At 43.2% G+C, this 25927-nt stretch carries 15 protein-coding genes and 1 riboswitch; of the genes, 5 read left to right on the forward strand and 10 right to left on the reverse strand.

Annotation, left to right across the window (positions count from 1 at the left end):
- Positions 1-12: 12 nt before the first annotated feature.
- The 7 genes from MHI60_RS05405 to MHI60_RS05435 form a co-directional block, all read right to left on the reverse strand.
- A complete protein-coding gene (locus MHI60_RS05405) occupies positions 13-10725 on the reverse strand; it encodes an amino acid adenylation domain-containing protein (RefSeq protein WP_342502675.1) in 10713 nt (3570 codons plus the stop codon).
- Positions 10726-10870: 145 nt separating this feature from the next.
- Positions 10871-10964, reverse strand: a riboswitch (cyclic di-GMP riboswitch).
- Between the two features lie 368 nt (positions 10965-11332).
- On the reverse strand, positions 11333-12136 hold the full coding sequence (locus tag MHI60_RS05410) for an ABC transporter permease (protein WP_024424298.1): 804 nt from the start codon (positions 12134-12136) through the stop codon (positions 11333-11335).
- On the reverse strand, positions 12129-12998 hold the full coding sequence (locus tag MHI60_RS05415; RefSeq protein WP_048238120.1) for an ABC transporter permease: 870 nt from the start codon (positions 12996-12998) through the stop codon (positions 12129-12131). Before MHI60_RS05415 ends, MHI60_RS05410 begins: the two co-directional genes overlap by 8 nt.
- Positions 12998-14089 carry an ABC transporter ATP-binding protein gene (locus MHI60_RS05420; RefSeq protein ID WP_144485902.1) on the reverse strand — a complete coding sequence of 364 codons (1092 nt, stop codon included), beginning with the start codon at positions 14087-14089 and terminating at the stop codon, positions 12998-13000. Before MHI60_RS05420 ends, MHI60_RS05415 begins: the two co-directional genes overlap by 1 nt.
- A gap of 8 nt (positions 14090-14097) precedes the next feature.
- The gene (locus tag MHI60_RS05425; protein WP_095407704.1) at positions 14098-15183 is read right to left on the reverse strand and encodes an ABC transporter substrate-binding protein; all 1086 of its coding nucleotides are present in this window, start codon (positions 15181-15183) and stop codon (positions 14098-14100) included.
- Entirely contained in the window at positions 15180-17168 is a 1989-nt protein-coding gene (locus MHI60_RS05430; protein WP_144485904.1) for a hydantoinase B/oxoprolinase family protein, read from the reverse strand. Before MHI60_RS05430 ends, MHI60_RS05425 begins: the two co-directional genes overlap by 4 nt.
- Positions 17158-19227 (reverse strand): hydantoinase/oxoprolinase family protein, encoded by a 2070-nt coding sequence (locus MHI60_RS05435; RefSeq protein WP_144485906.1) that lies wholly within the window; start codon positions 19225-19227, stop codon positions 17158-17160. Before MHI60_RS05435 ends, MHI60_RS05430 begins: the two co-directional genes overlap by 11 nt.
- Positions 19228-19594: 367 nt before the next feature.
- Between MHI60_RS05435 and MHI60_RS05440 the strand changes: the two genes are divergently transcribed.
- The 3 genes from MHI60_RS05440 (at position 19595) to MHI60_RS05450 (ending at position 22355) form a co-directional block, all read left to right on the forward strand.
- Complete coding sequence (locus MHI60_RS05440) at positions 19595-20023, forward strand: NucA/NucB deoxyribonuclease domain-containing protein (protein WP_144472865.1); 429 nt, start codon at positions 19595-19597, stop codon at positions 20021-20023.
- A gap of 127 nt (positions 20024-20150) precedes the next feature.
- On the forward strand, positions 20151-21848 hold the full coding sequence (locus tag MHI60_RS05445; RefSeq protein WP_144485909.1) for a methyl-accepting chemotaxis protein: 1698 nt from the start codon (positions 20151-20153) through the stop codon (positions 21846-21848).
- A 120-nt stretch (positions 21849-21968) separates the two neighbouring features.
- Positions 21969-22355 (forward strand): competence protein ComJ, encoded by a 387-nt coding sequence (locus MHI60_RS05450; protein WP_144485911.1) that lies wholly within the window; start codon positions 21969-21971, stop codon positions 22353-22355.
- A 1-nt stretch (position 22356) separates the two neighbouring features.
- Here the strand turns inward: MHI60_RS05450 and MHI60_RS05455 are convergent, their stop codons facing one another.
- Both MHI60_RS05455 and MHI60_RS05460 read right to left on the reverse strand, forming a co-directional pair.
- Entirely contained in the window at positions 22357-23163 is an 807-nt protein-coding gene (locus tag MHI60_RS05455) for an AAC(3) family N-acetyltransferase (protein WP_144472859.1), read from the reverse strand.
- A 29-nt stretch (positions 23164-23192) separates the two neighbouring features.
- Complete coding sequence (locus MHI60_RS05460) at positions 23193-23609, reverse strand: Lrp/AsnC family transcriptional regulator (protein WP_048238129.1); 417 nt, start codon at positions 23607-23609, stop codon at positions 23193-23195.
- Positions 23610-23724: 115 nt separating this feature from the next.
- Between MHI60_RS05460 and MHI60_RS05465 the strand changes: the two genes are divergently transcribed.
- Positions 23725-24489 carry an MBL fold metallo-hydrolase gene (locus MHI60_RS05465; protein ID WP_144485913.1) on the forward strand — a complete coding sequence of 255 codons (765 nt, stop codon included), beginning with the start codon at positions 23725-23727 and terminating at the stop codon, positions 24487-24489.
- Positions 24490-24533: 44 nt separating this feature from the next.
- Here the strand turns inward: MHI60_RS05465 and MHI60_RS05470 are convergent, their stop codons facing one another.
- Positions 24534-24863, reverse strand: a complete 330-nt coding sequence (locus MHI60_RS05470) for a YckD family protein (RefSeq protein WP_095407716.1) — start codon at positions 24861-24863, stop codon at positions 24534-24536.
- A gap of 181 nt (positions 24864-25044) precedes the next feature.
- Here MHI60_RS05470 and MHI60_RS05475 point away from each other — a divergent pair, with 181 nt between their 5' ends.
- Positions 25045-25917: a transporter substrate-binding domain-containing protein gene (locus tag MHI60_RS05475; protein WP_142946723.1), complete on the forward strand. Its 873-nt coding sequence runs from the start codon at positions 25045-25047 to the stop codon at positions 25915-25917.
- Positions 25918-25927 lie beyond the last annotated feature (10 nt).

Below are 25927 nucleotides of genomic sequence, written 5' to 3' on the forward strand. Positions count from 1 at the left end.
TCTTCGTTTTGCTTAAAATAGGTCCATTAGCTTTTCAAGTTCATCCATGGTGAGATCCTCATCCCCCACATCACTAGGTGTGATCTGACTCTCATCCTGTGATCGACAATGTGAGATTAATGCCTTCACATTCTTTTCTAGGAGTTCCTTGAACTGTTCCATCGTACGTTCTTCGAATTCAAGGTGATGATAGGATATCGTCACATGGAGCATGGCTTGTTCTACGAAACCAACAATATCCAGCGCATGAGGTTTCTCGGATTCAGGGCTCAGCGATTGTCCCGCATGCCATGCAGAGCGTCTCAGTTCACCGCCGCCGATCTGTTCATCAAACTGACCAAGATAGTTAAAGCTGATATCTGGTGTGACTTGAAAATCGATATCGTCCTTCATCTTGTCAGGCGTTAAGTATTTTAAAACGCCATAGCCGATTCCCTTGTTCGGAATGTGCCTGAGTTCCTCTTTTAAATGCTTGATCTGATAAGAAAGATCGTCTGCATGCGACATATCCAGTAATACTGGATACATGCTAGTAAACCAGCCAATGGTCCGTGATACATTGACCGCAGGGAGGATATCCTCTCTCCCGTGCCCTTCAAGATGAATAAAGTGTCTGTCTTCACCTGTCCACTCTTTCATGGACAACCCTAATGCCGTCAGCAAAATATCATTGATTTCCGTTTGGTAGGCTTCATGTACATCCGTCAGCAGACTGCGTGTTTCCTCCTCAGACAATGTAAAACGAACGGTCTCTGTATGAAGCATTCGTTGATCCTCCGTGACATGATCCTTTTGAAGCGGACGAACGGAATGCGCAAGTACCTTTTTCCAATAATCTCTTTCCGATAGCACCTCATCTGACACAGCGTATTCAGTCAACTTTTGTGCATATTCTTGGAAGGAGTGTGTTTTTTCAGGAAGGGTAAGAGTTTCCCCGCGCTTTGACTGTTCATAAAGAGCCATGAAATCTTCAAGGAAAATACGCCATGACACACCATCAATGACAAGGTGATGTACAGCGAGCAATAAATGATCCCCTTGGTCCGTTCGGAAAATGGCAGGTTTCACTAGTGGTCCCTCCGCTAGCGACATACTCGCCTGCACTTCATTTGCCAGCTTTTCTACCTGCTGGATCTGCTGCGACAGCTCTCCTTTTACTTCCACCACATCAATTGCCACATTGTTTTCCTCGATTCCTCGATGACGCTGGATGACGCGCCCTTCTTCGAGCGGATACACCATTCGCAATGCATCATGATGAATCATGAGCTGCTCTAGCACTTGCTGAACGATTTGTTCATCCAAACCATTTGGTGCTTGGAGCATAACCGATTGGTTCCAATGGTGCTGATTCGTAAAGTTTCGTTCAAAAAACCAACGCTGAATCGGTGTTAAAATGACTTCTCCTTCGACAGGTGATTGGTCTGCTGTGAGAAGATCGGCTTCCTCGATATATGGGCGCAGCTCCGCAATCGTTGGGTACTGGAATAGAAGTTTCATATCGAGCTTCCAGCCCGCTTGCGTGAGCCTGCTTGCCATTTGGATACCTTTAATCGAATCTCCGCCAAGGAAGAAGAAGTGATCGTGGATACCGACTTGGCTGACGCCAAGGACATCTTCCCAAATGCCGCAAAGCAGTGTTTCCACTTCATCTCTTGGAGCTTCGTATACCGTTTGGTTCGCTTCCATATCAGGAGCTGGCAATGCTTTCAGATCGACTTTTCCATTGGCCGTCATTGGAAATTGGTCTAGTTTTACGATCCATGCTGGTACCATATATTCTGGCAACGTGCATTTCAGGCTTTCTTTTAAGTCCTCTGTATCTGTATCGTTCTCCGTAATCACGTAAGCGGCAAGGGCGTCCTGATCACTTGCATCTTTGACCGTGGTCACGACAGCTTCTTTGACCGAATCTAGCGTCAGAAGCTGGGCTTCAATTTCTGACAGCTCAATACGGAAGCCGCGGATGTTGACCTGATGGTCTATTCTGCCGAGATAGATCAGCTCACCATCGTCTGTCCATTTCACTAAATCGCCTGTACGGTACATGCGCTCGCTTGGATAAAATGGATCTGGGACAAATCGTTTGTCGGTTTCTTCTGGAAGATTCCAGTAGCCTCTCGCCAGTCCTTTTCCTGCAATGACGAGCTCGCCCGGTACGCCTGGCGGCGACAGGTCATATAACGAACCCATGATGTAGAAACGTGTATTGGCAATCGCCGTTCCAATCGGAAGCGTGCCTTGTTCTGGATCGATCATCCCGCTTGTCGCTACAACTGTATTTTCAGTTGGACCGTAGTTATTGACGAGTTTGTATGGAACTGGCTTTACCTGTTTCAGCTTGTCTCCGCCTGTGAGTAAATAACGTAGAGAATGGTTGTCCATTGACATAAACTGCTCGCATAACTGCGTTGGCAGGAAGGCAATGGTGATGTCTTCTTTATTGAAATACGCATTGAGCTTGATCATATCGAGACGAATTGCTTCGTCGATGATGTGCAGCTCTGCGCCGGCGATCCACGTCGGGAACATTTCCCAAATGGAGGCATCAAAGCCAAAGCCGGCATATTTCGCAGTTCGATCCTCGTCCGTCACCTGGAACGCATCATTGTGCCAGAATGCAAGATTTACAAGGGACTGGTGCTCGACCATGACACCCTTCGGCTGCCCCGTCGTCCCAGAGGTATAAATCATGTAGGCAAGATCCGTTGGTTTGATATGAACCTGAATCTCGTGGGCTTCTCCCTCTACCGCATCTTCTATGAACAGGACATGACCTGTGAATGAAGATGGCGCAGTGAGTCCTTTTTGCATCAGAAGTACTTCTGCCCCGCAGTCTTCCAGCATGTACGCAATACGCTGCGCCGGATAATCTGGATCAATCGGAACGAATGCCGCACCTGCCTTGAGAACGCCAAGGACAGCAGCTGTCATATCAAGGGATGGACGGGTAAGAATACCGACGCGGTCTCCTGGTTTTGTGCCGCTTGCGATGAGTCTTGAAGCGACTACATTCGCCCGGCTGTTCAACTCTTTATACGTCCAGTCCCTTCCGCAGAAGGTTGCCGCTTTTTGGTGCGGTGCTTCATGTGCCTTAGACTCAATTAGCGCATGAACAGTTTGATCTGACGGAACGTCTAGGACAGGCCCTGACCATTCAATCAGCAGTTTTTGCTGCTGCTGCGGTGACAATAATTGCATTTGATCTAACAATTGATCTGGAGCTGACACCATTTGTTCCAGCAAATGAAGGAAATATTCTTTCCACTTTTCAATTGACGTCTTTTGAAAGATAGAACAATTAAAATCAAACACGAGCTCAATTTGATCTGCGGATTCGTTTCCAGTTAAGGTCAAATCAAATTTAGCGATATTCTCCTCGAATGGCTGTGGAACAACCTGAAGCCCATCCATAGATAAATCACGAATATCCGCATTCTCCATTGAGAAGACCACATCAAAAATTGGATGACGGCTTGTGTCTCGAACCGTTTGCACTTGATCTACCAATTCTTCAAATGGGTACAGCTGATGCTCGTTTGCCTCTAACACAAGCTGATGAACATTTGACGCAAATTCAGCAGCTGTCTGATGTCCTGCTGGTCTTGTTCTAAGTGCCAGCGTGTTCACAAACATGCCGATCACAGATTGAATATCAGGATGGGTTCTGCCCACAACCGGAGAACCAATGATGATATCCTCTTGTCTTGAAAGTTTGCTTAAAAGAAGACTGTAGCCAGCCAGCAGGACTGTATAAGTCGTACTGTTGAGCGCTCTTACAAGCTCGTCCAATTTCGCTTTAAGCGAACCTTCGATTGTAAATGAGACACGATCTCCTGCGAATGTTTGCACTTTTGGCCTTGGCAGATCTTCCGGCAGTGCCAGTACAGGCAGCTCCCCTTGTAATTGATCCAGCCAGAATGCCTCTTCAGCTGCTTTTTGCGCAGCAGATGCCTCACTTTTTGACCAAACTGCATAATCCTTATATTGAACAGGCAATTCCTCTAGTTTGTCTCCTCGATACAGGGCCGAAAGTTCCTCAATTAAAATGCCAACAGACGCACCATCTGAAATGATATGATGCATATCAATCAGTAAATAATGGACATTTACGGAGACGGAAACCAGCCCTATTCTGAGTAAAGGCGCTTTTTCTACATCAAATGGCCTGATAAAGTCATTCATTAATTCCTGTATGTCTCGGCCGTTCTGTTCAATTTTTTCAATGTCTATAGAGACATTTGTTTCAATCCGTTGAACAGGTTCATTCTGAACAAAATCAAAGCTCGTTCGGAAAGCTTCATGACGTTGGACTAGCTGATCAATCGCCTTTTCAAATCGTTTTTCATCAAAGACGCCTTCTAGCTTTAAGGCAGCCGGCATATGGTAGCTTTGCTCTGCATCAGTCATTTTCTCCAAAACAAACAGTCTTTTCTGAGCAGATGTCACTGGATAATAGGCCGCCTCTTTGGCGATTTCTACTCGCTTGATCTCCGTTTGATCCGCTTGATCCACCACAAGGGCGAACGCCTCTAATGTTGGGGATTCAAATAAGGACTTCAAAGTGAGCTCCACCTGCATCTCTTCATACAGCCTGTTCAGCATTTTCATGCCGCGCAGCGAATGGCCCCCGCATTCAAAGAAATGATCATGCCTGCCGATGCGCGGTACTTCAAGAACTTCCTCCCAAATGTTCGCCAGCAGACGCTCTGTTTCTGTTTGAGGAGAGGTGTATTCATTTTCCCCCTGCTCACTGAGATCAGGCGCCGGCAGCGCCCGCCTATCGACCTTGCCGTTATTCGTCAAAGGAAGCTCGTCTAATTGCATGAAAAATGCCGGCATCATATACACAGGCAGTTCACGTCCTGCTTGCTCACGTAAATCAGTTAACGAGACAGATCCTTCTGCTGTGAAATACGCACATAACGTGTCATTCGGAGCTGCAATGACGACAGCTTCCTTCACCTGAGGATGCCGCAGCAGCTGGTGTTCAATTTCTCCAAGCTCGATACGCTGTCCGCGAATCTTCACTTGATGATCGATCCGTCCAATGAATTCAATATCTCCATTTGACAGCCAGCGTGCAAGATCGCCCGTTTTATACATGGTTTCTTCAGGGCGGAAAGGATTTTTGACAAACTTTTCGTTTGTTAGTTCTGGCTGCTTATAATATCCTTTCACCAGTCCATCACCAGCGACACATAGCTCTCCCGCCACGCCCGGCGGCTGAACATGTCCAAACTCATCTACAATATAAACAGCCGTTTGACTCACTGGCTTTCCGATTGGGATAGATAACGCCTGCTTCTCAATGTGATTCACAGGATAATAGGTGGTGAAAATTGTGCTCTCAGAAGGTCCGTACATATGAACAAGCCTGTCTTCCCCAACTGTCTCAAGTGCAGTCACTACATGAGGCACAGAAGCACGTTCTCCGCCAAACAGCACTTTTCTTACGTTTTTCAGGCTGTCTTTTTTCATATCGATGAGTAAGTGAAAAAGAGCTGTCGTGATCATTAAAATACTGACTTTTTCCTTCTCAATCGCTCCAGAGAGCTCATTCATGTTTAAGATTTGGTCCTTTGGCAGAACAATGAGTTTCGCTCCGTTTAATAAAGCACCAAACACATCAAACATAAAGGCATCAAATACATAGTTTGAAATGCTCATCACCGTGTCCTCATGATGAACCGTGAGATAATTCGATTGCTTCACCGTTCTCAAAATGTTCCGGTGTGTCACCATATTTCCTTTAGGCTTACCGGTTGTACCTGATGTATAGGTCAAATTCGCCAAGTCCTCAGGTAAAATATGAGCATCTATAGGGCTGTCTGAATGCTGAGCAATCGCTTGATCTTCTGTTTCTATGATGGTTCCCTCAAATGCAGTGAGCACTGAGCGATGGCGCAGCACTTGATGTGTCAGTAAAAATTGTGCACCGCTGTCTGTTAAAAAGTGCTTCACGCGCTCATCAGGGAAATCGGGGTCAATTGGTACATAGACACCGCCCGCCTTAAGCACAGCCAAAACAGAGAGCACCATGTCATTAGACCGTTCAAAGAATAAGGCCGCTTTCATCCCTTTTTCAAAACCATTTTCACTCAAATAATGAGCCAGCTGATTCACTCGGTCATTCAGCTCTTGATAAGAAAGAACCACATCTTCACATTGCAATGCAGGCTGATCTCCATGCTGCTGCACCTGTTTTTCAAACTGCGTCACAATGGTTTCTTCTGCTGGATAAGGCGAAGGTAACGGATTCCACCTATTTAACTGAGCTTCTGCTTCTTGTTCAGACAGTAATCGATAGGATTGAATAGCTTCCTGCGGTGTTTGAACCATCTGTTCCAGCAGATAAACATAATGCTTAAGCATTTGCTCTGCTGTAGTTCGCTTAAATAGCGCCGTACTGTAATCTAGTACAAAGGATAAGCCTTGATCTGACTCCATGGCTTGCAGTGTTAAATCAAATTTCGCAATATGGAAATTGGTTTCTTCAACCTCGACCAGCATGTCTCCAATATGCTGGGCTGCTCCATGATCCGGCGTCAGTGTAAAGACGGTATCAAACAATGGATGACGGCTAAAATCTCTTGGCACATTCAGCTTTTCAAGCAGCCGTTCAAATGGATATTGCTGATGCTCAAATGCCTGCATTGTCTTTTTCTTTACTTGCTCAATCAACTGAGACATGGTTCCATTCGGATCTACCTCTGACCGCAAAGCAAGTGTCTGGACAAACATACCGATCATGTCATTCAAATCTGTATGCACACGCCCTGCCGCCGGTGTTCCGACTACAAATTCCTTTTGACCCGTATATTTCGCAAGCAATGTATAGTAAGCAGAAAGCAGCACCGTATACAATGTCGTGTGGTGATTCGCTGCAAGCTGCTGTAATTGATTCTTTAACGTTTCATCTATTTCTTTGATGACACGATCACCTGCGAAAGACTGGACAGCTGGACGCTGATAATCGGTCAGCAGCTGTAAAGCCGGAATATCGCCCGAAAATTCTTGCAGCCAGAATGCCTCTTCTTTTTGAAAGCCTTGGTGCTGTTGCCAAACTGCATAATCTTGGTATTGAAGCTTCAATGGTGCTCTGACCGATCCCTCGTAAGCATCTGACAGCTCACGCAGCATTAAATCGATCGAAAGACCATCTGAAATCAGATGATGCATATCGAAAAAGAGCAAATGCTCCTGATCATGCAATGACTGCAAACCAATTCGAAGAAGTGGTGCACACTCAAGATCAAAAGGTCTGACAAATTGCTGCATGTTTTCTTCTATCGTACCGCCTGTCAGCTGTTCTATTTGAAAGGACACTGATGAAGCGATCCGCTGACGAGGAACACCTTTTATCGTATGAAAAGAAATACGCAGCATATCATGACGTGAAATCAGCCTTTCAAAGGCTTCAATCAGCTTCTCAAGCTGCAGGGTTCCTTTTAACCTCACAACAGCAGGCATATGATATGCAGTGCTTTGTTCCAGTTGACTCACCATATAGACGCGCTGCTGTGGAGGTGACAATGGATAATGATCTGCAGCCGGCGCTTTTGGTATCACCGTTTCAGAAGACCTATCCGCTTGCTCAATATAAGCAGCCAAAGCAGCAATCGTTTGCTGTTCAAATAAAACCGACAGCGGCACTTCTACTTGAAAGTCTCGCTGAACCTGTGTAAGTACAGTCATCGCTTTGAGCGAATGCCCGCCTCGATCGAAGAAAGAATCATATACACCGATCTTCTCTTGATCAAGAATGTCTTCCCACAAATGAACAAGCTTCGTTTCTATATCGTTTCTAGGTGCCGTATAAATGGCATGAACCGCTCTATCACCTTTTAACGCAGCAAGTGCACGACGGTCGACTTTGCCGCTGACTGTGAGTGGAAAAGCATCGAGCTCTTTGAAATAAAGAGGCATCATGTAGGCTGGAAGCTGATGTTTGATAGTCGCTTGCAGCATGTCAACAGACACACCTTCTTGACAAGCTTGATAGTAAGCACTTAACGCCTTTTCTCCATCCGCTTCATCAACCACTAGCACGACAGCCTTATCAACTCCATCTACCTGCTCCATCACCGCTTCAATCTCGCCTGTTTCTATGCGATAACCCCTTATTTTCACTTGATCATCCATTCTGCCAAGATAATCAATCGTGCCATCTGGAAGCCACCTGACTAGATCGCCCGTTCGATACATCCGCTCATGCGGAGAAAACGGGTCTGCCGTGAATACCTTCTCTGTCAATTCAGGCTGATTCACATAGCCTCGCCCAACACCTATACCGGCAATGCAAAGCTCTCCTGCAGCCCCATGCACCTGTAATTGATCATGTTCATTTAAAATATAAATTCGATGATGACCAAGCGGTTTTCCAATCGAAACATAGCGCTGTTCAGTTAATACGCTCAGCTCACTGAGATCTAGACGATGAACCGCCGCATCCACACACGTCTCAGTTGGACCATACACATTCCACAGAGTAAAATTAGGTTGACTCATACGAACCGCTTCGATGAGTGAACGTGCTGCTTTCGCAGGAAGCGCTTCTCCCCCAATCAACATGTGCGTCAATGACAGCCCGTCCAAATCCGCAGCAAGTAAAAGCTGCACATGCGCCGGTGTTCCATCTGCCGCTTCAATTTGATGTTTTCTGTAATAAGCCGCTAGCTGCATCCCATTTCTCGTTGTTTCTCGCGGGATGATATGAAGCGTATGTCCAAATAAAAGGGCAGCAAAGATTTGTTTCACCGATGCATCGAAATGGAATGGGGCTAGAAGCGCCATTTGAAGCTCATTCGTCCCTTGATAAATCTCATGATGCAAAGCATGGACCAAATGATGAAGCTGAAGATGCTCAATCATGACACCCTTTGGCTTTCCAGTCGTACCCGATGTATAAATCATGTAGGCTAAATCCTCCGGCGCCGTCTGATCTACGAGCTCAGGCAGCTGTGCATCACCTAATAATATTTGCTGCTGCACGATCAATTTTTCCGAGAGGGCTGGGTACTCTTGAATGAACGATTCCTCTGTTAACACAATAGAAGCACCTGAATCTTCCACAATAAATTGAATACGCTCCTCAGGTAATGCCGGATCAATTGGTACATATGCCCCGCCAGCCTTTAATATGCCGAAGACCGCCACCATGGCATCTGTCTTCCGATCCATCAATACAGCAACAGGCACATCACGTGAGATACCTTTCATTTGTAAAAACCGTGCCAGCTTTTCTGCCTGTCGATGCAGCTCTCCATAAGTAAATATTCCATTTTCCGCTACAACAGCAGCCCGATCTGCATACTTGTTTGCTGTCTCATCAAATATGTGATGAACCGGTTTTGCTGCTGGTCTTTCAAATGATTCTCCCTCAGATAATTGCAGCAGCTCCTTTTGTTCCCCTGCTGAAAGTAAAGGCAGTGTCCCAATCAGCTGATCAGGCTGAGAGACGGCCGCTTCTAGTAATATCAAGAATCGATCAAACATCTTACTCATTTCTTCTTCTGTGAATACATCTGTACGGTAATCCAAATCAATGGTCAATGTATCAGTATCCCAGCGGTCTTTCACATGTATTGAAATGTCATTCATTCCGCTCCCGCTAAAAATCGGTTCAGTAATGAACGACAGGTTCTCTTTTTTCTGCCACTGCATGACCTGGTATTCTAAAGAAATGTCAAAAAGGCGTCCTGTAAACCCTTCTCTTTCCCGCAAATCATTCATGAGCAGATTGTAAGGGTACTTTTGGTGACGTAAGATCTTCATTTGATCCGCCATGACCTGTTTTACGAAATCAAGAAACGTTTGCGACCCTTGAACAGATGCACGCATTGGAATTGTGGATACAAACATTCCAATCATCTTTTTTTCTTTGGCATTCGTCCGGTTGCCCATAAAGGTTCCAAGAACGACATCTTCCATACCGCTAAACCGATGTAAGTAAATATAGACAGTGGACATAAACATTGAAAGCATGCTGACTTTCTGCTCTTCACAAAAGGCACGAAGCTTCTCCTTTAAAGAATCTGGAACATCCCCTGAAAATCGCTCCGCATGTAAACTCATCTCGTATCCCTTATGCGGTTTTAAAGATGCGAAGTCTGGAATAAGAGCAAATTGCTCATTCCAAAAAGCTTGGTCTTTTTGAAAACGTTTAGAAGATTCATATGTCTGCTCACTCATGATGTGATCAACGAAGGAAATCTCCTCAACTGGCGAGATGTCTACTCCTTGCAGCATGTCATGATATAAATCAATAATGCGATTTCCCATTAGAATGATGGAAATACCATCCGCCACAATATGATGTGCTTTACAGAACAGCCAGCATTCTTGATCACTGATTTGAAACACCGTAAATTCAATCAAGGGGCTGTCAATCAATGGCATCGGCTCACGAATTTGCTCGTTTGCCCAAGCCCTTACTTCCCCTTCACTCCAGCCCTTCTCCATACGAATCGGCTGTTTTTCATAAGGTTTGATATATTGAACGGGCTCCTCCTCTTCATCTCGATACACGAGCCTCAGCCGAAGAGAGTCAGTTTGTCGAAGGTATGCTTGAAGCACATCAACGACCAAAGAAGGATCGAGACCTGATACTGATCTCAATCTGGCGAAACCACCCAAATTAGAAATACTTGTACCTGGATAAAATCTTTCCGTGTAGAATACTCGCTTTTGCGCATGTGTTAAGGGGTAATAAACTGTATTCATTCTCATCCTCCGCCTCTTCTATGTTTTCTCCACCAATTTCACCCTGCACCCTCTATATCAAAAGAACCAAGTCTATTTCATTAAAATAGACGGTTTAACAGAAAAGGAGCCCACCCCGAATAAAACGGAGGGACTCCCATTTTCATTCGGTAGCCTGCCGACCATAGCAAAAAAAGAATCATTTACCTTAGGACATGGCTTTGCGTCTCTATGTTTCCATAGATTTGCCTTTTTCTTCTTTTCTTCTAGATATTTTCTATTTACGTCCACTTTATATGAAAATATTGTTTTTTTCACCGAAAAATGGGTGTAAAGATTCATGCGTCATACCGAAGGGATCACCTGATAATTGACGATATTTACCGAAAATAACTAATAATAGTTGCGTTCAACCGAAAATAATCGACTAAATACCGCAAAAATTTCATATTTTCCCTTAAATTTTGTAAATATGACCGAAAATGTAGGATAGAGGTCTCCTTTCGTCCCTCTCAAATTCTTAAATCTTAAGAACTACATTCCCTAAAAAAAATGATTTTTTTTACTGTAAAAACAACAAAAAAAGAGCTGCCATTTCTAATGACAACTCCTTGTTTCTTCATTATATTTACATCACCTTAGACAGACCAATCGTTTTCTCAATAATGAGCAGCGCAATGATAGAAATGATAATAAATATGACAGATATCGCATTGACACTCGGATCAAAGGTCTGCTCAATGTAATTAAAGGTCCTGACGGGAATAGTGATGGTTTGAGGAGAAGAAACAAACAAACTGATCGATATTTCCCCAAATGACGTCACCGCTGAAAACACTCCGCCTGCAATGATTCCCGGCTTAATCAAAGGCAGTGTGACTCGAAAAAACGTACGAATGGGTCCTGCGCCAAGATTCATTGAAGCCAGCTCAAGCCGCGGATCTAAATTCGAAACACTTACGCCTACCGTTCGAACCACATAGGGAAAACCAATGATGACGTGACCAATAACGAGCGCCCACAAAGATCCTGTAAAGCCCATAGCCGTAAACAAGTAAAGCATAGCAATCCCTAATACCACCTGAGGAATCATGAGAGGTGACAGAATGAAAGCTTGGACAGCCTCCTTTCCCTTAAAGGAAAGCCTGGCTAAAGCATACGAAGCCATTGTCCCTAAAAGAACCGTGAGAGGCGTCACGATGAATAGCAGAATCACACTGATCCGAAGAGATTCCATCCATTCTGGATTTGACACGACCTCATGAAACCAACGAACAGAGAACGAAGTCGGTGGAAATTCAGGAAAAGCATTTGGACTAAAAGCAGATAGGACGATCACAAGAACAGGTATGGTTAAAAAAAGATAAACCAAAGATCCAGCAGTCCAAATCAGGATGGAAAGCAAGCGGTCCCCTATTGACTTTTTACGCATGCATCCTCGCCTCCCAACGCTTCAATAAATAGCTTAATAGACTGACCACCACAAGCACACAAACCAATAATGTAAAGGACATAGCTGCAGCAAGAGGCAGATTATAAACCTGCATCACCTGCTGATAAATTGACAGCGGCAGCAGAGGCTGCATCCGTCCGCCGACTAACAGCGGGGTGATATAACTTCCTGCTGCCAGTGAGAAGACGATGATCGCGCCAGTCACCATGCCTGGAATGGTCAGTGGTAAGGTGACATGAAAAAAGGTTCGAATACGGCCAGCTCCAAGACTCATAGAAGCCGGTCTTAAGTGACGATCCATATCGGTTAAGCTTGTTGCGATCGGCAGTACTGCAAATGGCAGCATGACTTGGACATAGGCAATAATGACCGCATTCATATTCCACAGCATCGAGAGCGGCTTCTCAATCACATGTAAATCTAGTAACATGCCATTGATCAGACCATTTTGCGAAAGAAGAACAATCCATGCAAACGTCCGAATCACAACACTTGTCAAAAGCGGCGATACAAGTAAGATATAGAAAAATGCCCGCAGACGCGGATTAGGTGCTTTGACGAGCAAGTATGCTGCGGGGTATGCCATCAATAAACAAATCACCGTTGTCTGCAAAGCCACCCACACAGTACTTCCAATCGCCTTCACATATGCATCTGTCGTGAACACATGAATATATTGAGAAAAACTATACGTTTGTAATGTATTCATCATCGAATCGACATCGCGAAAACTGAGAACGAGCATCATCACAAGCGGAGCTAGTAGAAATACAACAAGAAACAAACAGGCTGGCAGCAGCATAAACCAATGAAATCGTTGATTCTTTTTCTTGATTCGCATCACGTATGCACCTTCGAATCCAAGAAAACAATATCTTCAGGCTGCCAATGGATATGAACGATTTCTCCAACTTTAGGCAGCTCAGGAAATTCGGCATCAGAAGCATGGACAATGATTTCACCATTATCAAGCCCCACAACCAAACGTAATGAATGCCCGATATAACTCACATCTGACAGCACGCCTGATACATGGTTCGGCTTTACTTCCTCCCGTTCAGAAGAGATGCTGACTCTTTCAGGACGTAGCATAAGTAATTGCTTTTCCCTCTTCTCTTGATGTGCCGCAGCCTGCAGCTGAAGATGCTGACCGTTTGAATGGGTTACATGCGGAACCGTAAATGCAGCATCAGCTTCATTGTACACGGCCTCAAAGATGTTCACCTGTCCGATGAATTCAGCTACAAATCGATTATTTGGCTGGCGGTACACCTCTAAAGGCGTCCCAATCTGCTGAATTCTCCCCTCTCCTAAAATTCCAACCCGATCAGAAAGGCTTAAGGCCTCCTCTTGATCATGTGTCACAAGAATGGTTGTAATCCCGACATTTCTTTGAATATTTCGAAGCTCTGTCTGCATGTTTTTTCTTAGTTTGGCATCTAAGTTGCTGAGCGGTTCATCAAGAAGGAGAACAGACGGCTGAATGGCCAGCGCTCTTGCAATCGCTACCCGCTGCTGCTGACCACCGCTTAATTGGTGGGGCATCCGTTTCGCAAATGCCTCTAATTGAACAAGAGACAAGCTTTCCATCACCTTCTCTTTGATTTCCGCCTTCTTTTTCTTTTGAACTTTTAGTCCGTACGCTACATTATCAAATACAGTCAGATGCGGAAAGAGTGCATAGCTTTGAAAGACCATACCTGTTTTTCTTTGGTAAGGCGGCAAAGCTGTCACATCCTGATCACCAATATAGACGACGCCTTTTGTTGGTTCTAAAAAACCGCCAATGATGTTTAATAACGTTGATTTTCCGCAGCCGCTGGGACCAAGAAGGGAGAAAAACTCTCCCTCATTCACCGTAAGACTGACATCGTTGAGAGCAATCTGCTCACCGAAGTGCTGACTGATGTGTTCTAAATGAATTCCACTCATGCGATCACCTATTTTCCTCCGCCTAATACTTCGTTCCATCGATTAGTCCAATTGCCAAGCTCCGAGGTCGCTGTTTCATAATCTACCCAAGTCAGCTTGCTGTAATAGTTTTCTCCGACTTTCACCTTCCCCTTAATCTTGTCACCGTATTTCACATCAGAATTCGACATGCCATAATAAGATTTTTCAGAGAAAGCCTCCTGAGCTTCTTTTCCACTTAAGTAGTTTAATAGTTTGTATGCCGCTTCTTCATGCTGACTTCCCTTCGTTAAAGCCCAGCTCGCAACAGCTGCAACAGCGCCTTCTTTCGGATATGAGAAACCAATATCCATTCCTTCTTCTTCAAGTGCAAATACTCGCCCGTCCCAATATGGAACAGCCGCGACGTCGCCACGTTCTAACAAGGTTTGAATCGATCCTGGGTTATCTGGAAAAGCAGCTACATGACCTTTTAATTGCGCGAGACTTTTAAATGCTTTATCAATATCCTTAGGATTTGATTCTGCCCCCCCTTGAGCATGAACAAGTGCAGAGAAAAATTGTAAACCGGCTGAATAAGTCGGAGATGAAATGGCTACCTTCCCTTTCAGCTGACTGCTCCATAGGTCAGTCCAGCTGTTTGGCTCCTGCTTTACGAGGTCTTTTCTATAAGCAATCCCAAGCTGCCCCATACTAAAGCCTGCTGCATATTGTTTTCCATCAACAGTGAGCTTCTTTTGGACAGAACGGTAAAGTTTTTTGACGTTCGGTGCTTGATCTTCATCGATAGGCGCAAGAACGTTTGCTGCGATACCTCTTTGAATGGTATCAGGCTGTAAAATAAGTAAGTCATACGGTGGATTTTTACCATTTGACGCTTTTAATTTTGTAAACCATTCAGAATCCGCCCCAGAGACGGTTTGCACTTTAATTCCCGTATCTTTTTCGAACTTTTCAAGGATTGGTTTGATATTCTTTTCCCAATCGCCTCCATATACACCAACAATCACGGTCTGCTGCTGTTTGCCTTGATCCTTTCCATTTCCACCACAAGCGGTCAGCAGTAAAACGATTGATAGAATGCCTGCAAAAATAGCGATTAATCTTCTTTTCATGATTCATTTCCCCCTTTTTGTCCATTCATTTGACGAAGTGCTTGAGTAATATCTTCCTTTGTTAATGGCTCATTTCTATGACTGAAATGTTGATGAACAGCATGTTTATAGTGTGTACGTTCATTAGCCGGATAGGAACGCAGCTGAACGGCTAACTCACTGCTCGCTTCGTCCGTCCATACTTTCTCATATGCTGCTCTTTGTTCTCCAAAATCCCACATATCAGCAGATGCAGAATCATCAACCTTTTCACGTACCCTGCTCGTCTGCACTTCATCAATCTTCCATTCATTTTGGTCTAAATACACTTTTACACCATATTGCTGCAGTGCTCTTTCTTCACTTAATAGACCTGCCTCCACTTCCTGAAGGACTTTTTCTTTCTTCCTAGCAAACGGATTCCCCCAGCCGCCTCCACTTGGTGAGACCAATTGAACGATATCACCTTTTTCAAGTCTCAGAACATCTATTTTGGGCTGATCTTGTTTCTCACCATTAGCTGTGATCAGCTTGACCTCACCAACCGCTCCTGCTCGGCCGCCCATTAACCCCCAAGGCTGAAACTTCATCCGTTCCATTCCTCGTGCTGTCACCATCGATTCAGGCTTCATCATTTCAAATTCCAAACCAATCGCATGTCCGCCTCGATTTTCACCAGCTCCACCTGTATCCGGCAGAAGCTCATATCGATGAACATGAATATCAATATGCTGTTCCAAGCTCTCAATTGGGGTATTCTTCAAAAAGCCAGATGAATGATCAATACCGTCCACTCCATCAGTACCATTTTGAGCACCGCCTCCTCCGCCTAATGGTTCAACAACGGACATTTTCCTGCCACCCGTTTGATCATCAGGTACAGAGAGAACCACAATGGCAGATTGGCCTGCACCTGCTGCTGGCACTGCTTCAGGTAACAGCTTACCAATGGCGCCTAGCACGACATTGTACAGCCTCATTGTAATCGAATGCCGAATTCCGACAGAGGCAGGGTATTCTGGGTGCACCAGCGTTCCTTTAGGAGAGACCACGTCAATTGGATACGTTATTCCACCATTAATCGGTATAAAAGGATCCTTACTAATGATGTAATTAATCAACCCTTGATAAAGAAAGGAGTGCTTCTGACCATTGGTGACAAGGTTAAAGGCTGTTTTTACTTGCGGATCACACTCAGAAAAATCGAGCGTCAGCCGTTTCCCTTTGATCGTTAGCTTGATTTTCAACCGAATAGGGACGTCCGAAATCATATCATCATCTAAATAATCAGCAAATTCACTCGTCCCATCCGGTATAGCTTCAATGACCTTTCCAGCACGATCCTCGGCTTGCTTCAGCAAGTCTATCATGCCTTGTTTTACTTCGTTTTTTCCAAATTTTTCAATCATTTCTTTTAACCGAATATCTGCTGTATTGACTGCAGCAATCATCGCATTGATATCACCATCATTTAAATGACTCGCGCGGCTGTTAGCTCTTAAAAAGGTACGTACGACCTGATTTTCTTCCCCGCCTTCATAAATTTTTACTGGCGGAATTCTTAATCCTTCTTGATGAACATCCGTCGCTGTCGGTGAAATACTCGAAGGCACAAGTCCACCCACATCACTGACATGAACAAAAGACCAAGCATAGCTGACAATTTCACCATCTACAAAAATCGGCTTAATGATATGGACATCTGGCAGGTGAGTCGCCAAGCCATCTGTCGTATAAGGATCATTTGTGATGATAATGTCTCCTGGCTGCATCGGCCCGCTTTCTTCAATCGCTTTTCTTAGACTCAGCCCTAAAAAGATCGTCACACCTACTGTCTTCGGATAAACAAAGAAATCTCCAGAAGGCGTGGCTAATGCTGTCGCAAAGTCAGCAGATTCTTTGACGAAGGTCGTAAATGACGTTCGTTCAATGACATGTCCCATGCCTGATGCAATCGCATTAAAATAACTGCGCATCATCTCAAGCTTTGCTGGATCAGTTCTCATGTAAAGCCACCTCCTTTGAAATCACTAAGTTACCTGATAGATCAATGCTGCCTGTCCAGTTTGGCAAAATTAATGTTGTCGTATCATCCTGCTCAATAATGGCAGGCCCATTTACAATAGAACCTACTGACAGCGTATCCCGGTTATAAACCGATGCTTCGTATTCTTTTTCTTCTATAAAAATTCGTCTATATTCATATGGTTTCAAAGACTGACCAATGCTTTCATGAACAGGTGAGAAAGGCAGCGGAGGCGTCTCGCCTATGACTCGAACACGTAAATGCGTAAATTCGATTTTTGCCTGATCATCCCTATGACCATATTGACGCTGATGCAATTTGTGAAAGGCTTCAATGAGTTGATGCATATCTTGTTCCTGCTTTAGCCAATCAATCGATAATGGCAATTCAATCTCAAATGCCTGTCCTTGATAACGTGCGTCTGCTAATAATAGAATGGATGTCTGATTGATATGCTGAATGTTCTGCTGACTGACCCAATCAGTCGCTTTTCGCGACAGCATCTCATAATCTTGTTTTAGTTGGTTGATCGAATAGTCTTGTAAGCAAATTTTCTTAGACAGCACCGCATCATGAATAAAATCAGCTGTTAAAGCACCTAACGCACATAATGTACCCGGACTTGGAGGAACAACCACATTTTTCGCATGAATTTCTCTCGCAAGGAAATTCGCCACAACCGGTCCTGCTCCGCCAAACGCCAGCAAACTAAAATCTCTAGGGTCAAACCCTTGCTCCTCCATGACATTGCTTAATTCTGTGTACATATTGGCTACGGCTACTTGAATGAGCTGGTCAGCCGCCTCTTCAACCGTTCTGTTGAGCTGATCAGCAATTGGCTGAAAGGCCTTTTTCGCTGCAGACAGTTGTAATTGTAAATGTCCTCCGGCAAAACGTTCTTGATTGAGATAACCACATATGAGAAACGCATCGGTTAAAGCCGCCTTTTCTCCCTTCCCATACGAAGCTGGTCCCGGGTTTGAGCCAACTGATTCCGGTCCTGCTTTGAGAAGCCCGCCCTGATCAATCCATGCTACCGAACCCCCCCCTGCTCCTATTGAATACATCGCAACAGATGGAAGAATAATAGGGAAACCTGAAAGCTGATTCGATTGAGCCATTGTAGGCTGTCCATTTTGAATAATCGAGATATCCGCACTCGTTCCCCCGACATCAAAAGTGATCAAGTTAGGTTCACTCGCTGATGCTGCAATTCTTGCCGCACCGATGACACCAGCTGCCGGACCAGAAAAGAGAGTCTTAACAGGTGAGGCAGCCGCACTTTCTGCATCCATTAAACCACCATTTGATTGGGTAATGTATGGAGAAATTGGTACACCTTCTTCCTTCAAACGGCTTTTCAATGTTTTTAAATACTGTTTCACCTTTGGTTGAATGTACAAATTAACAACAGACATCACTGTACGCTCGTATTCCCTCATTTGAGGCCATAATTCAGATGAGGTAAGGACTTCTAACTGTGGATAATGATGATTGATATAAGCTTTTGCCTGTAATTCATGAACTGGGTTTTGATAACTATGTAAAAAAGAAATGACGATACCTGCTAACTTTTTAGACATAACATGCTGGACTGCATCATCTAATTGCTGCAGATGGAGAGGTTTTTTGATCGTGCCATCGTGTATCAACCTTTCAGAGATTGGATATACATGCTTTCGTGGTATCAATGGTTCTGGCAAACGAGAATTGAAGTCATAAGGAATGGGTAATCGTAAACGTTGAAGTGACAATATATCTTGAAAGCCTTCCGTCACAAAAAGGGCTAAGTCTGCTCCTTTTCGCTGCAATAATGTATTAAGACCGATTGTCATTCCGTGAACAAGGTATTGGATTTTGGATAAATCAACACCTCTTTTTTTTAGAAGATTTAGCCCATTGATAATTCCTTGGGCTGGGTCATCTGTCACTGTGGGCGTCTTGAGTTCAGTTAACTCCCCAGTTGCCTCATTTATCAGCGATAAATCAGTAAATGTTCCGCCTATGTCTATTCCGAGCCGGTATGAGACATCCGCCATTTGTACTTCCCTCCTACAATGTAATTAGAATCATATTTTGATAAATTACGACATTTTTTGATATTTGACTCCATATTATTAAAGCAGATCGGTCTAGTCAATTTTAATTTTTTAAAATTTCTGTGTGTTAAATTCTTGAAATTAGCTCAAAAAGCAGTGATAAAGCCCTTTTGAATGAACATATTCGTTATATGATCCACAAAATTAAAATTTTTATGAATTTCTACAAAAATGAAAATCAAGAAATCGTGTAAAATCTGTTTTTTGAATTTTAAAAGACGTTTTTTCAAAACCAGGAGAAATTGGTAAGTAATTCTGCTATACTTCTGTTTACAAAATACGCAAACAAGAAAGAGAGCTAGCATCTATGAAACTTCTTAAAATCATTCTCTTGCTTTTATTAATTGTCATTGGTGTAGCAACAGGCTATATCAAGCTGGAGCAAGGGAAACAAGAGACAGCGAATTCATCTTATGACAAAACCATTCACTTTCCATCAGATCGCTATCCCGAAACAGCCAAGCACATAGAAGAAGCCATTGATGAAGGTCATTCGTCCATTTGCACAATTGACCGTAAACATAGCGATGAGCAGAGAGATCAATCATTACATGGCGTTCCAACAAAGCGCGGGTATGATCGGGACGAATGGCCAATGGCGATGTGTAAAGAAGGGGGCACAGGAGCTTCTGTCAAATATGTAAGCCCTTCAGATAATAGAGGCGCAGGCTCGTGGGTAAGTCATCAACTATCAGATGATCCTGATGGCACAAGAATTCAATTTATCATCGATTAGCAGCCTTTCCCTTTTCTATATTAAAAAAATTTTCATATGACTGCATGCAGGTATTTTAAACACTTTTTTCATGCCGATAATCCTTAAGGAGGGATATCCTACCTTATACCTAAAGGAGTCAAAAAGCATGAAGAAAAAGGGAAAACTGAGGCTTGGTGCCAAAATTTTGCTGATCTTTTTAAGTGTCCTCATCATCTTTTCCGCGGTTGTTGGTTATGTGGTGAATCGCGAAATGACAGAAAACATCAAGCAAATGGCAACTGAAAAAGCAAAAGGTGATTTAAAACTAGGCTACGCCTACCTGAATGAAAAAGTAGCAGGCTCGTGGCAGATTAAAGAGGGCAAGTTATTCAAAGGAAATACGCAAATCAATGATCATGACACATTGGTTGACCAATTAGCCGAATATACCGGTGATACCATCACGATTTTCCAAGGAAATACCCGTGTTGCCACGAATGTCTTGTTAAACGGGAAACGAGCTGTAGGTACAGAAGTCTCTCCTGAAGTGAAGACCACTGTTTTAGATAAAGGAGAAAACTATTACGGCACTGCAAATGTTGCCGGGAAAGATTATCAAACGGCTTATATGCCAATCAAAAATGAAGCAGGCGAAATAATTGGTATTTTTTATACTGGCGCCAATCAAAGCATGATTTCACAAATGCTCCAGTCATTCTATATAAAATTTGTCATCGTCCTTTTATTAAGTTTGATCGTTTCGGTCATCATTATTTCTATTTTCACTAAGCGGATTCAGGTACGTCTCAAGCATATGGCTTCTGCCATTAAGAATGCAGGCGAAGGTAATTTAACCATCAATGTGACGGATACTGCCGGTGATGAATTGTCTGACCTGGCTGGTCATTTCAATAAGATGCGTGAAAAACTAAATCAAACCATTTTAAATGTCATGAACACGTCTGAATTAGTGGCCACATCCTCTGAGCAGCTGTCAGCTAGCGCAGAAGAAACGAGTGCAGCATCAGAAAAAATCACCCACACGATCCAAGAAGTAGCACAATCATCAGAAGAACAATCAGCTCAAATGACAGCCAGTGAGCACACGATGATTCAAGTATCAAACGAGCTGGCAAACATCACTGAAAATGCAGGACAAATGGCTTCAAGAAGTCACTCCGCACAAGAAGTGGCCCAAAAAGGTGTACACAATATCGGTGAAGTTCATTCACAAATGACGTCTATTGCAAAATCAATTGAAGAAAACGGTACAGCGATTCAAGCGTTGGAAACACGTTCAGCTGAAATTGATCATATTTCCAAAGTTATTACAGATATCGCCAGCCAAACTAACCTGCTTGCTCTTAATGCAGCAATTGAAGCAGCACGGGCAGGTGAGCATGGAAAAGGGTTTGCTGTAGTCGCAGATGAAGTGAGAAAGCTCGCTGAAGAATCCCAAGCATCATCAAACATGATTTCCCACCTCATTTCTGAAATACAAAAAGAGATGACTCATTCGACGAATGCCATCAAACGAGTAAGAGAGGAAGCTGCTCAAGGGACTGTTCTTATCTCTCATACAGAGGAATCATTTCATGATATCCAGCAGTCAATGAGAGAAATGGCAGATGGCATTAAGCATTTATCAAGTGCATCACAAAAAATCGCAGCTTATACAAACGATGCGAAACAGTCTTTTGCCTCTATTACAGAAGGCGTTAAACTAACGAGTGAACATTCACAGCAAGTAGCCGGTTTAACCGAAGAACAATTTGCTGCAATGGAAGAAGTAACAGCTTCATCAGAAGCGCTCGCCCATTTAGCAGGAGATTTAAAAGCAATGGTCTCGCAATTTCACATCTAGATCCCACAACAAATAGCGCAAGACGGCGACAATCGTCTTGCTGCCTAACATTCTCCTCAAGAATCACTCTTTCAATCATTCACGTTCCAACAAAAATTCATAAATAAAGGAGTTTTTTATATGAATCACTTGAACCAAGCTTATTCTCTATCTATCTCCTACCACCAAATCACTGTATACACCGGAAGCGAAACACCACCTGTCATTGATTGGACAGATGAGGACATTCTTCAAGGATATGCAACTGGAGATCAAGGAGTTTCCTTTGAAGGGGTCAATAATGGAAAAGCGTCTATTATTGTGACATTAAATAGCGACGAGCCCCAAGTCTCAGTTGATAGAGCCATAACAGTGCCCTTTACGCATACAAGTGATCAAGTTTATATCACAAGCGTCATGGCCAATGTGCTGTCTTTCTCCATTCCAAAAGGAGACTATCAGCTTACTTGCTATACCTCACAGCAGCCTGATCAAGACGTTTATTATGTAAATTTCCAAACGGTGTAGATTACGACTGATCGTATAGATCAAGCCACTTTTCCGCATAGTCTACCGATTCTCTCATGGGCAATAAATAGGAATTGGCAAGTCCGATGTGACTGTGATGATGAATGCCTCCTGATTGCAGAAAATCATAGCCAATCTGTTCAAATAGTTCTTCTCTTGTGATGATATCTTGGTACTCTTTCCATACCCTCCACCCATTTTCTAAAATAGGAGCTCCTCTTGTCATGAGGTCCTGCTGAGGGATTCGGTATTCAGCTAGATGAAAAGCTGTCATGCTCTCAAATGATGCACCGATCAGCAGCACTTGAGCATGAAGATCATACATGCGGCCAAGAGGCGAATCCTCTCCTAATCCAAAGGATAGCGCATGTTGTTTCAAAATTTCATGTTTTCTTTTTCCCCAGGCTGTGAATGAAAAATGAGGATGATTGCTTCTCGCAACACCTGGGTATTTCCAAAATGTTTCCGCCACCTTTCCCATTGCTGTTGGCGTCGTGTAGGCTGGGTCAAATGCGGGCATTGTTTCTTTGATCGATTTCCACCATGAATAAGGAACAGGCGGATCGATCCAATCGGCGGGATCAGAAAGCTCTAACGTTTGTGCCGGCATAATCAGTGTCCCCTCTTCTGTTAAGGTTTCCATCAATGCTTGTATGACGGCTACAGCACCTCCGTTTACCCAGCCGATAGATGATAAAGATGAGTGAACACATAAAATCATGCCCTTTTTCACTCCAAGTTGAACCAAGTCTGCTTTGATTCTTTCCTTTGTCATCGGTTCAGCTTGATTTTCGATTAATTTTTGCATCGTTCCTTTTCCTCCTGCGTCTCTTCTATTTACTGATGAATGAGACGTTTAACCGCAATAGACAGTTTGTAATTTGCGTAATTTGTCAGCTCCGTTAAAAACTGATCAAGTTCATCATGGCTGGAGAAATGTCCTTCAGCCATATAACAGCCCTCGCCACTTATTTTGAACAAATTCTTGATTTCTTCCTTTTCATAAAGAAACGACAGAAGTGGTTCATGATGATGACTACGGGTATAGAGCTGCAAAAAGGTTTGGATCGTCTTTTGTGTCCGCCAATCAATTGAAATGGTATATGCTTCAATCACGCCTTCTTCTTCTAGCTTTAACACCCGATTTGCAACAGCTTGACCGGTTAAATGAACTTTTTCACCTAGAGCTTTCATGGTTAATCGGCTGTTCTTTGATAGTTCTTTTAAAATATTCATATCTGTTTGATCTAGCATTGGCTCACCTCTTTCAAAAATCAAGCCCTTCCGATGAAAGACTTTCATGATCCTCTGTCACATAGAACTCTTTTAATATACTGTAAACTTAATCAGAAAAAAAGGAGGCCTTTTTATGAAAATCACACTCATTCGCAATGCTACTTTATACCTTCACTATGGTCATTCAACTTTTTTAATCGATCCCTTTTTAGCAGCAAAAGGAACATATCCACCGTTCCCTCATACAGCCAATCAACATTTGAACAACCCTATTGTGGAGCTTCCTGTAAACATTAATTTAGACAGTCTGTTACACCCAGATGCCGTCTTACTCACTCATTTACATGTGGATCACTTTGACGATGAGGCAAAAAAGAAATTAGCTCAAGATGGGCCAATTTATACTCAATCTGAGAAGGACCGAAAAGAAGTTGAAGAAGCTGGATTTAATCATGTCACATGCATTGAAGATGAAATGGACATTTGCGGCGTTCATATTAAACGTACAGGCGGACAGCATGGAACAGGAGAAACAGCGAAACGGATGGGACAGGTGAGCGGTTTTGTTTTCTCTCATCCTGATGAACCCACCCTTTATATTGCAGGTGATACCATTTGGTGTGATGAACCGAAAGAGGTTGTGAATACATGCAAGCCAGACGTCATTGTGGTCAATAGCGGAGCTGCTCAATTTTTAGAAGGTGATCCGATCACAATGACCAAGGAAGAAATTTTAGACATCCACCGTTCTCAGCCAAAAGCTCAAATTGTCGCCTGTCATCTTGAAGCTGTGAATCATTGCTTGTTAACAAGAGCTGCTTTAGAATCTTACATTCAAGAGCATCATGCAGATCAAGTCATTTTTGTCCCTCAAGATGGAGAAAGTCTCACCTTTTGATCAACAATAAAAAAACCGGCACGTCGCTGCCGGTTTCATCATTATTATGGGCGATGGTGCTGTGGTTTTTTCAGTAATGGAACAAATCCGTTATTCTTTAAGTGATTGTAATGCTCATCCATTCGTTTCGTGATGTGTGTGCCTTGTTCCTTTGTTAACACACCATACTGTACATATTTCTCAATGACTTCTTTTCGCTTAGAAAGAATTTGCTGCTCAAGGATTTCAATTTGTTTTTGTTGTTCTGCTGTTAATTTCACTTGATGTGTCACTGGACGCTTTTCCATTTGAGGTGTTTCTCCATGAGCCGTTTCTATATGAAAACCACATAACAGCATCATCGACAAGATGATCAAACCACTTATTTTTTTCATCATTGTTGTTCCCTCCTTTATTCGCCTTTATTTTGCGCTCACTTTCCTTTTTTATACATTATTTCAACACGCAAATTGCTTATAATATTCTTACTTTTTCACTTTTCTTCTGAAAACGTTGTCCTAACAGAAAAAGCGTGCTATGTTTTGTTTTGTATAAAAAATAGAGGAGGATTCTTAAATGAGTCGTTTTTATCATAAAAAACCTATATGGATCATGCTTGTTGTATCTGCTTTCATACTTATCATGTCTGCTTGCAGTCAATCAGGCTCATCTCAATCTGGAGACACAAAGTGGGATCAAATTAAAAAGAAGGGGAAAATCGTCGTTGCTACTTCAGGCACCCTTTATCCAACGTCTTATCATGATACTTCTAACGGCAAGGATCAATTAACTGGCTATGAAGTAGAAGTCGTCAAAGAAGCGTTTAAACGTCTTGATGTAAAAGTAGAATTTAAAGAAATGGGCTATGATGGGATGCTGAGCGCCATTAATTCTGGTCAAGTGGATGCCGCTGCAAATGATATCGACATCACAGATGACAGAAAAGACAAGTTCGCCTTTTCAACCCCTTATAAATATTCCTACGGAACGGCTATCGTACGGAAAGATGATTTATCCGGCATTAAAACTTTAAAGGATTTAAAAGGAAAGAAAGCAGCAGGTGCTGCCACGACGATTTACATGGATGTCGCCCGTAAGTACGGTGCAAAGGAAGTCATTTATGATAATGCGACAAACGAGCAATACTTAAAGGATGTTGCAAACGGCCGTACAGATGTCATTCTAAATGATTATTACTTACAGACACTGGCTCTTGCTGCATTTCCTAAACTAAATATTACGATTCACCCTGACTTGAAATATATGCCGAATGAACAAGGTTTTGTCATGAAGAAGGACAACAAAGAGCTTCAAAAAGAATTGAATCGTGTATTAGGCGACATGAAAAAAGACGGAACAATGAAAAAGATTTCTGAGAAATTCTTTAACCATGCAGACGTCTCTAAGAAAATTGATGCTGATGTCGAAGATGTCGACATTTCCAAATAAGGAGCCGCAA

It is taken from the genome of Bacillus sp. FSL K6-3200 (assembly GCF_038630485.1).
Lineage (GTDB): Bacteria > Bacillota > Bacilli > Bacillales > Bacillaceae > Bacillus > Bacillus safensis.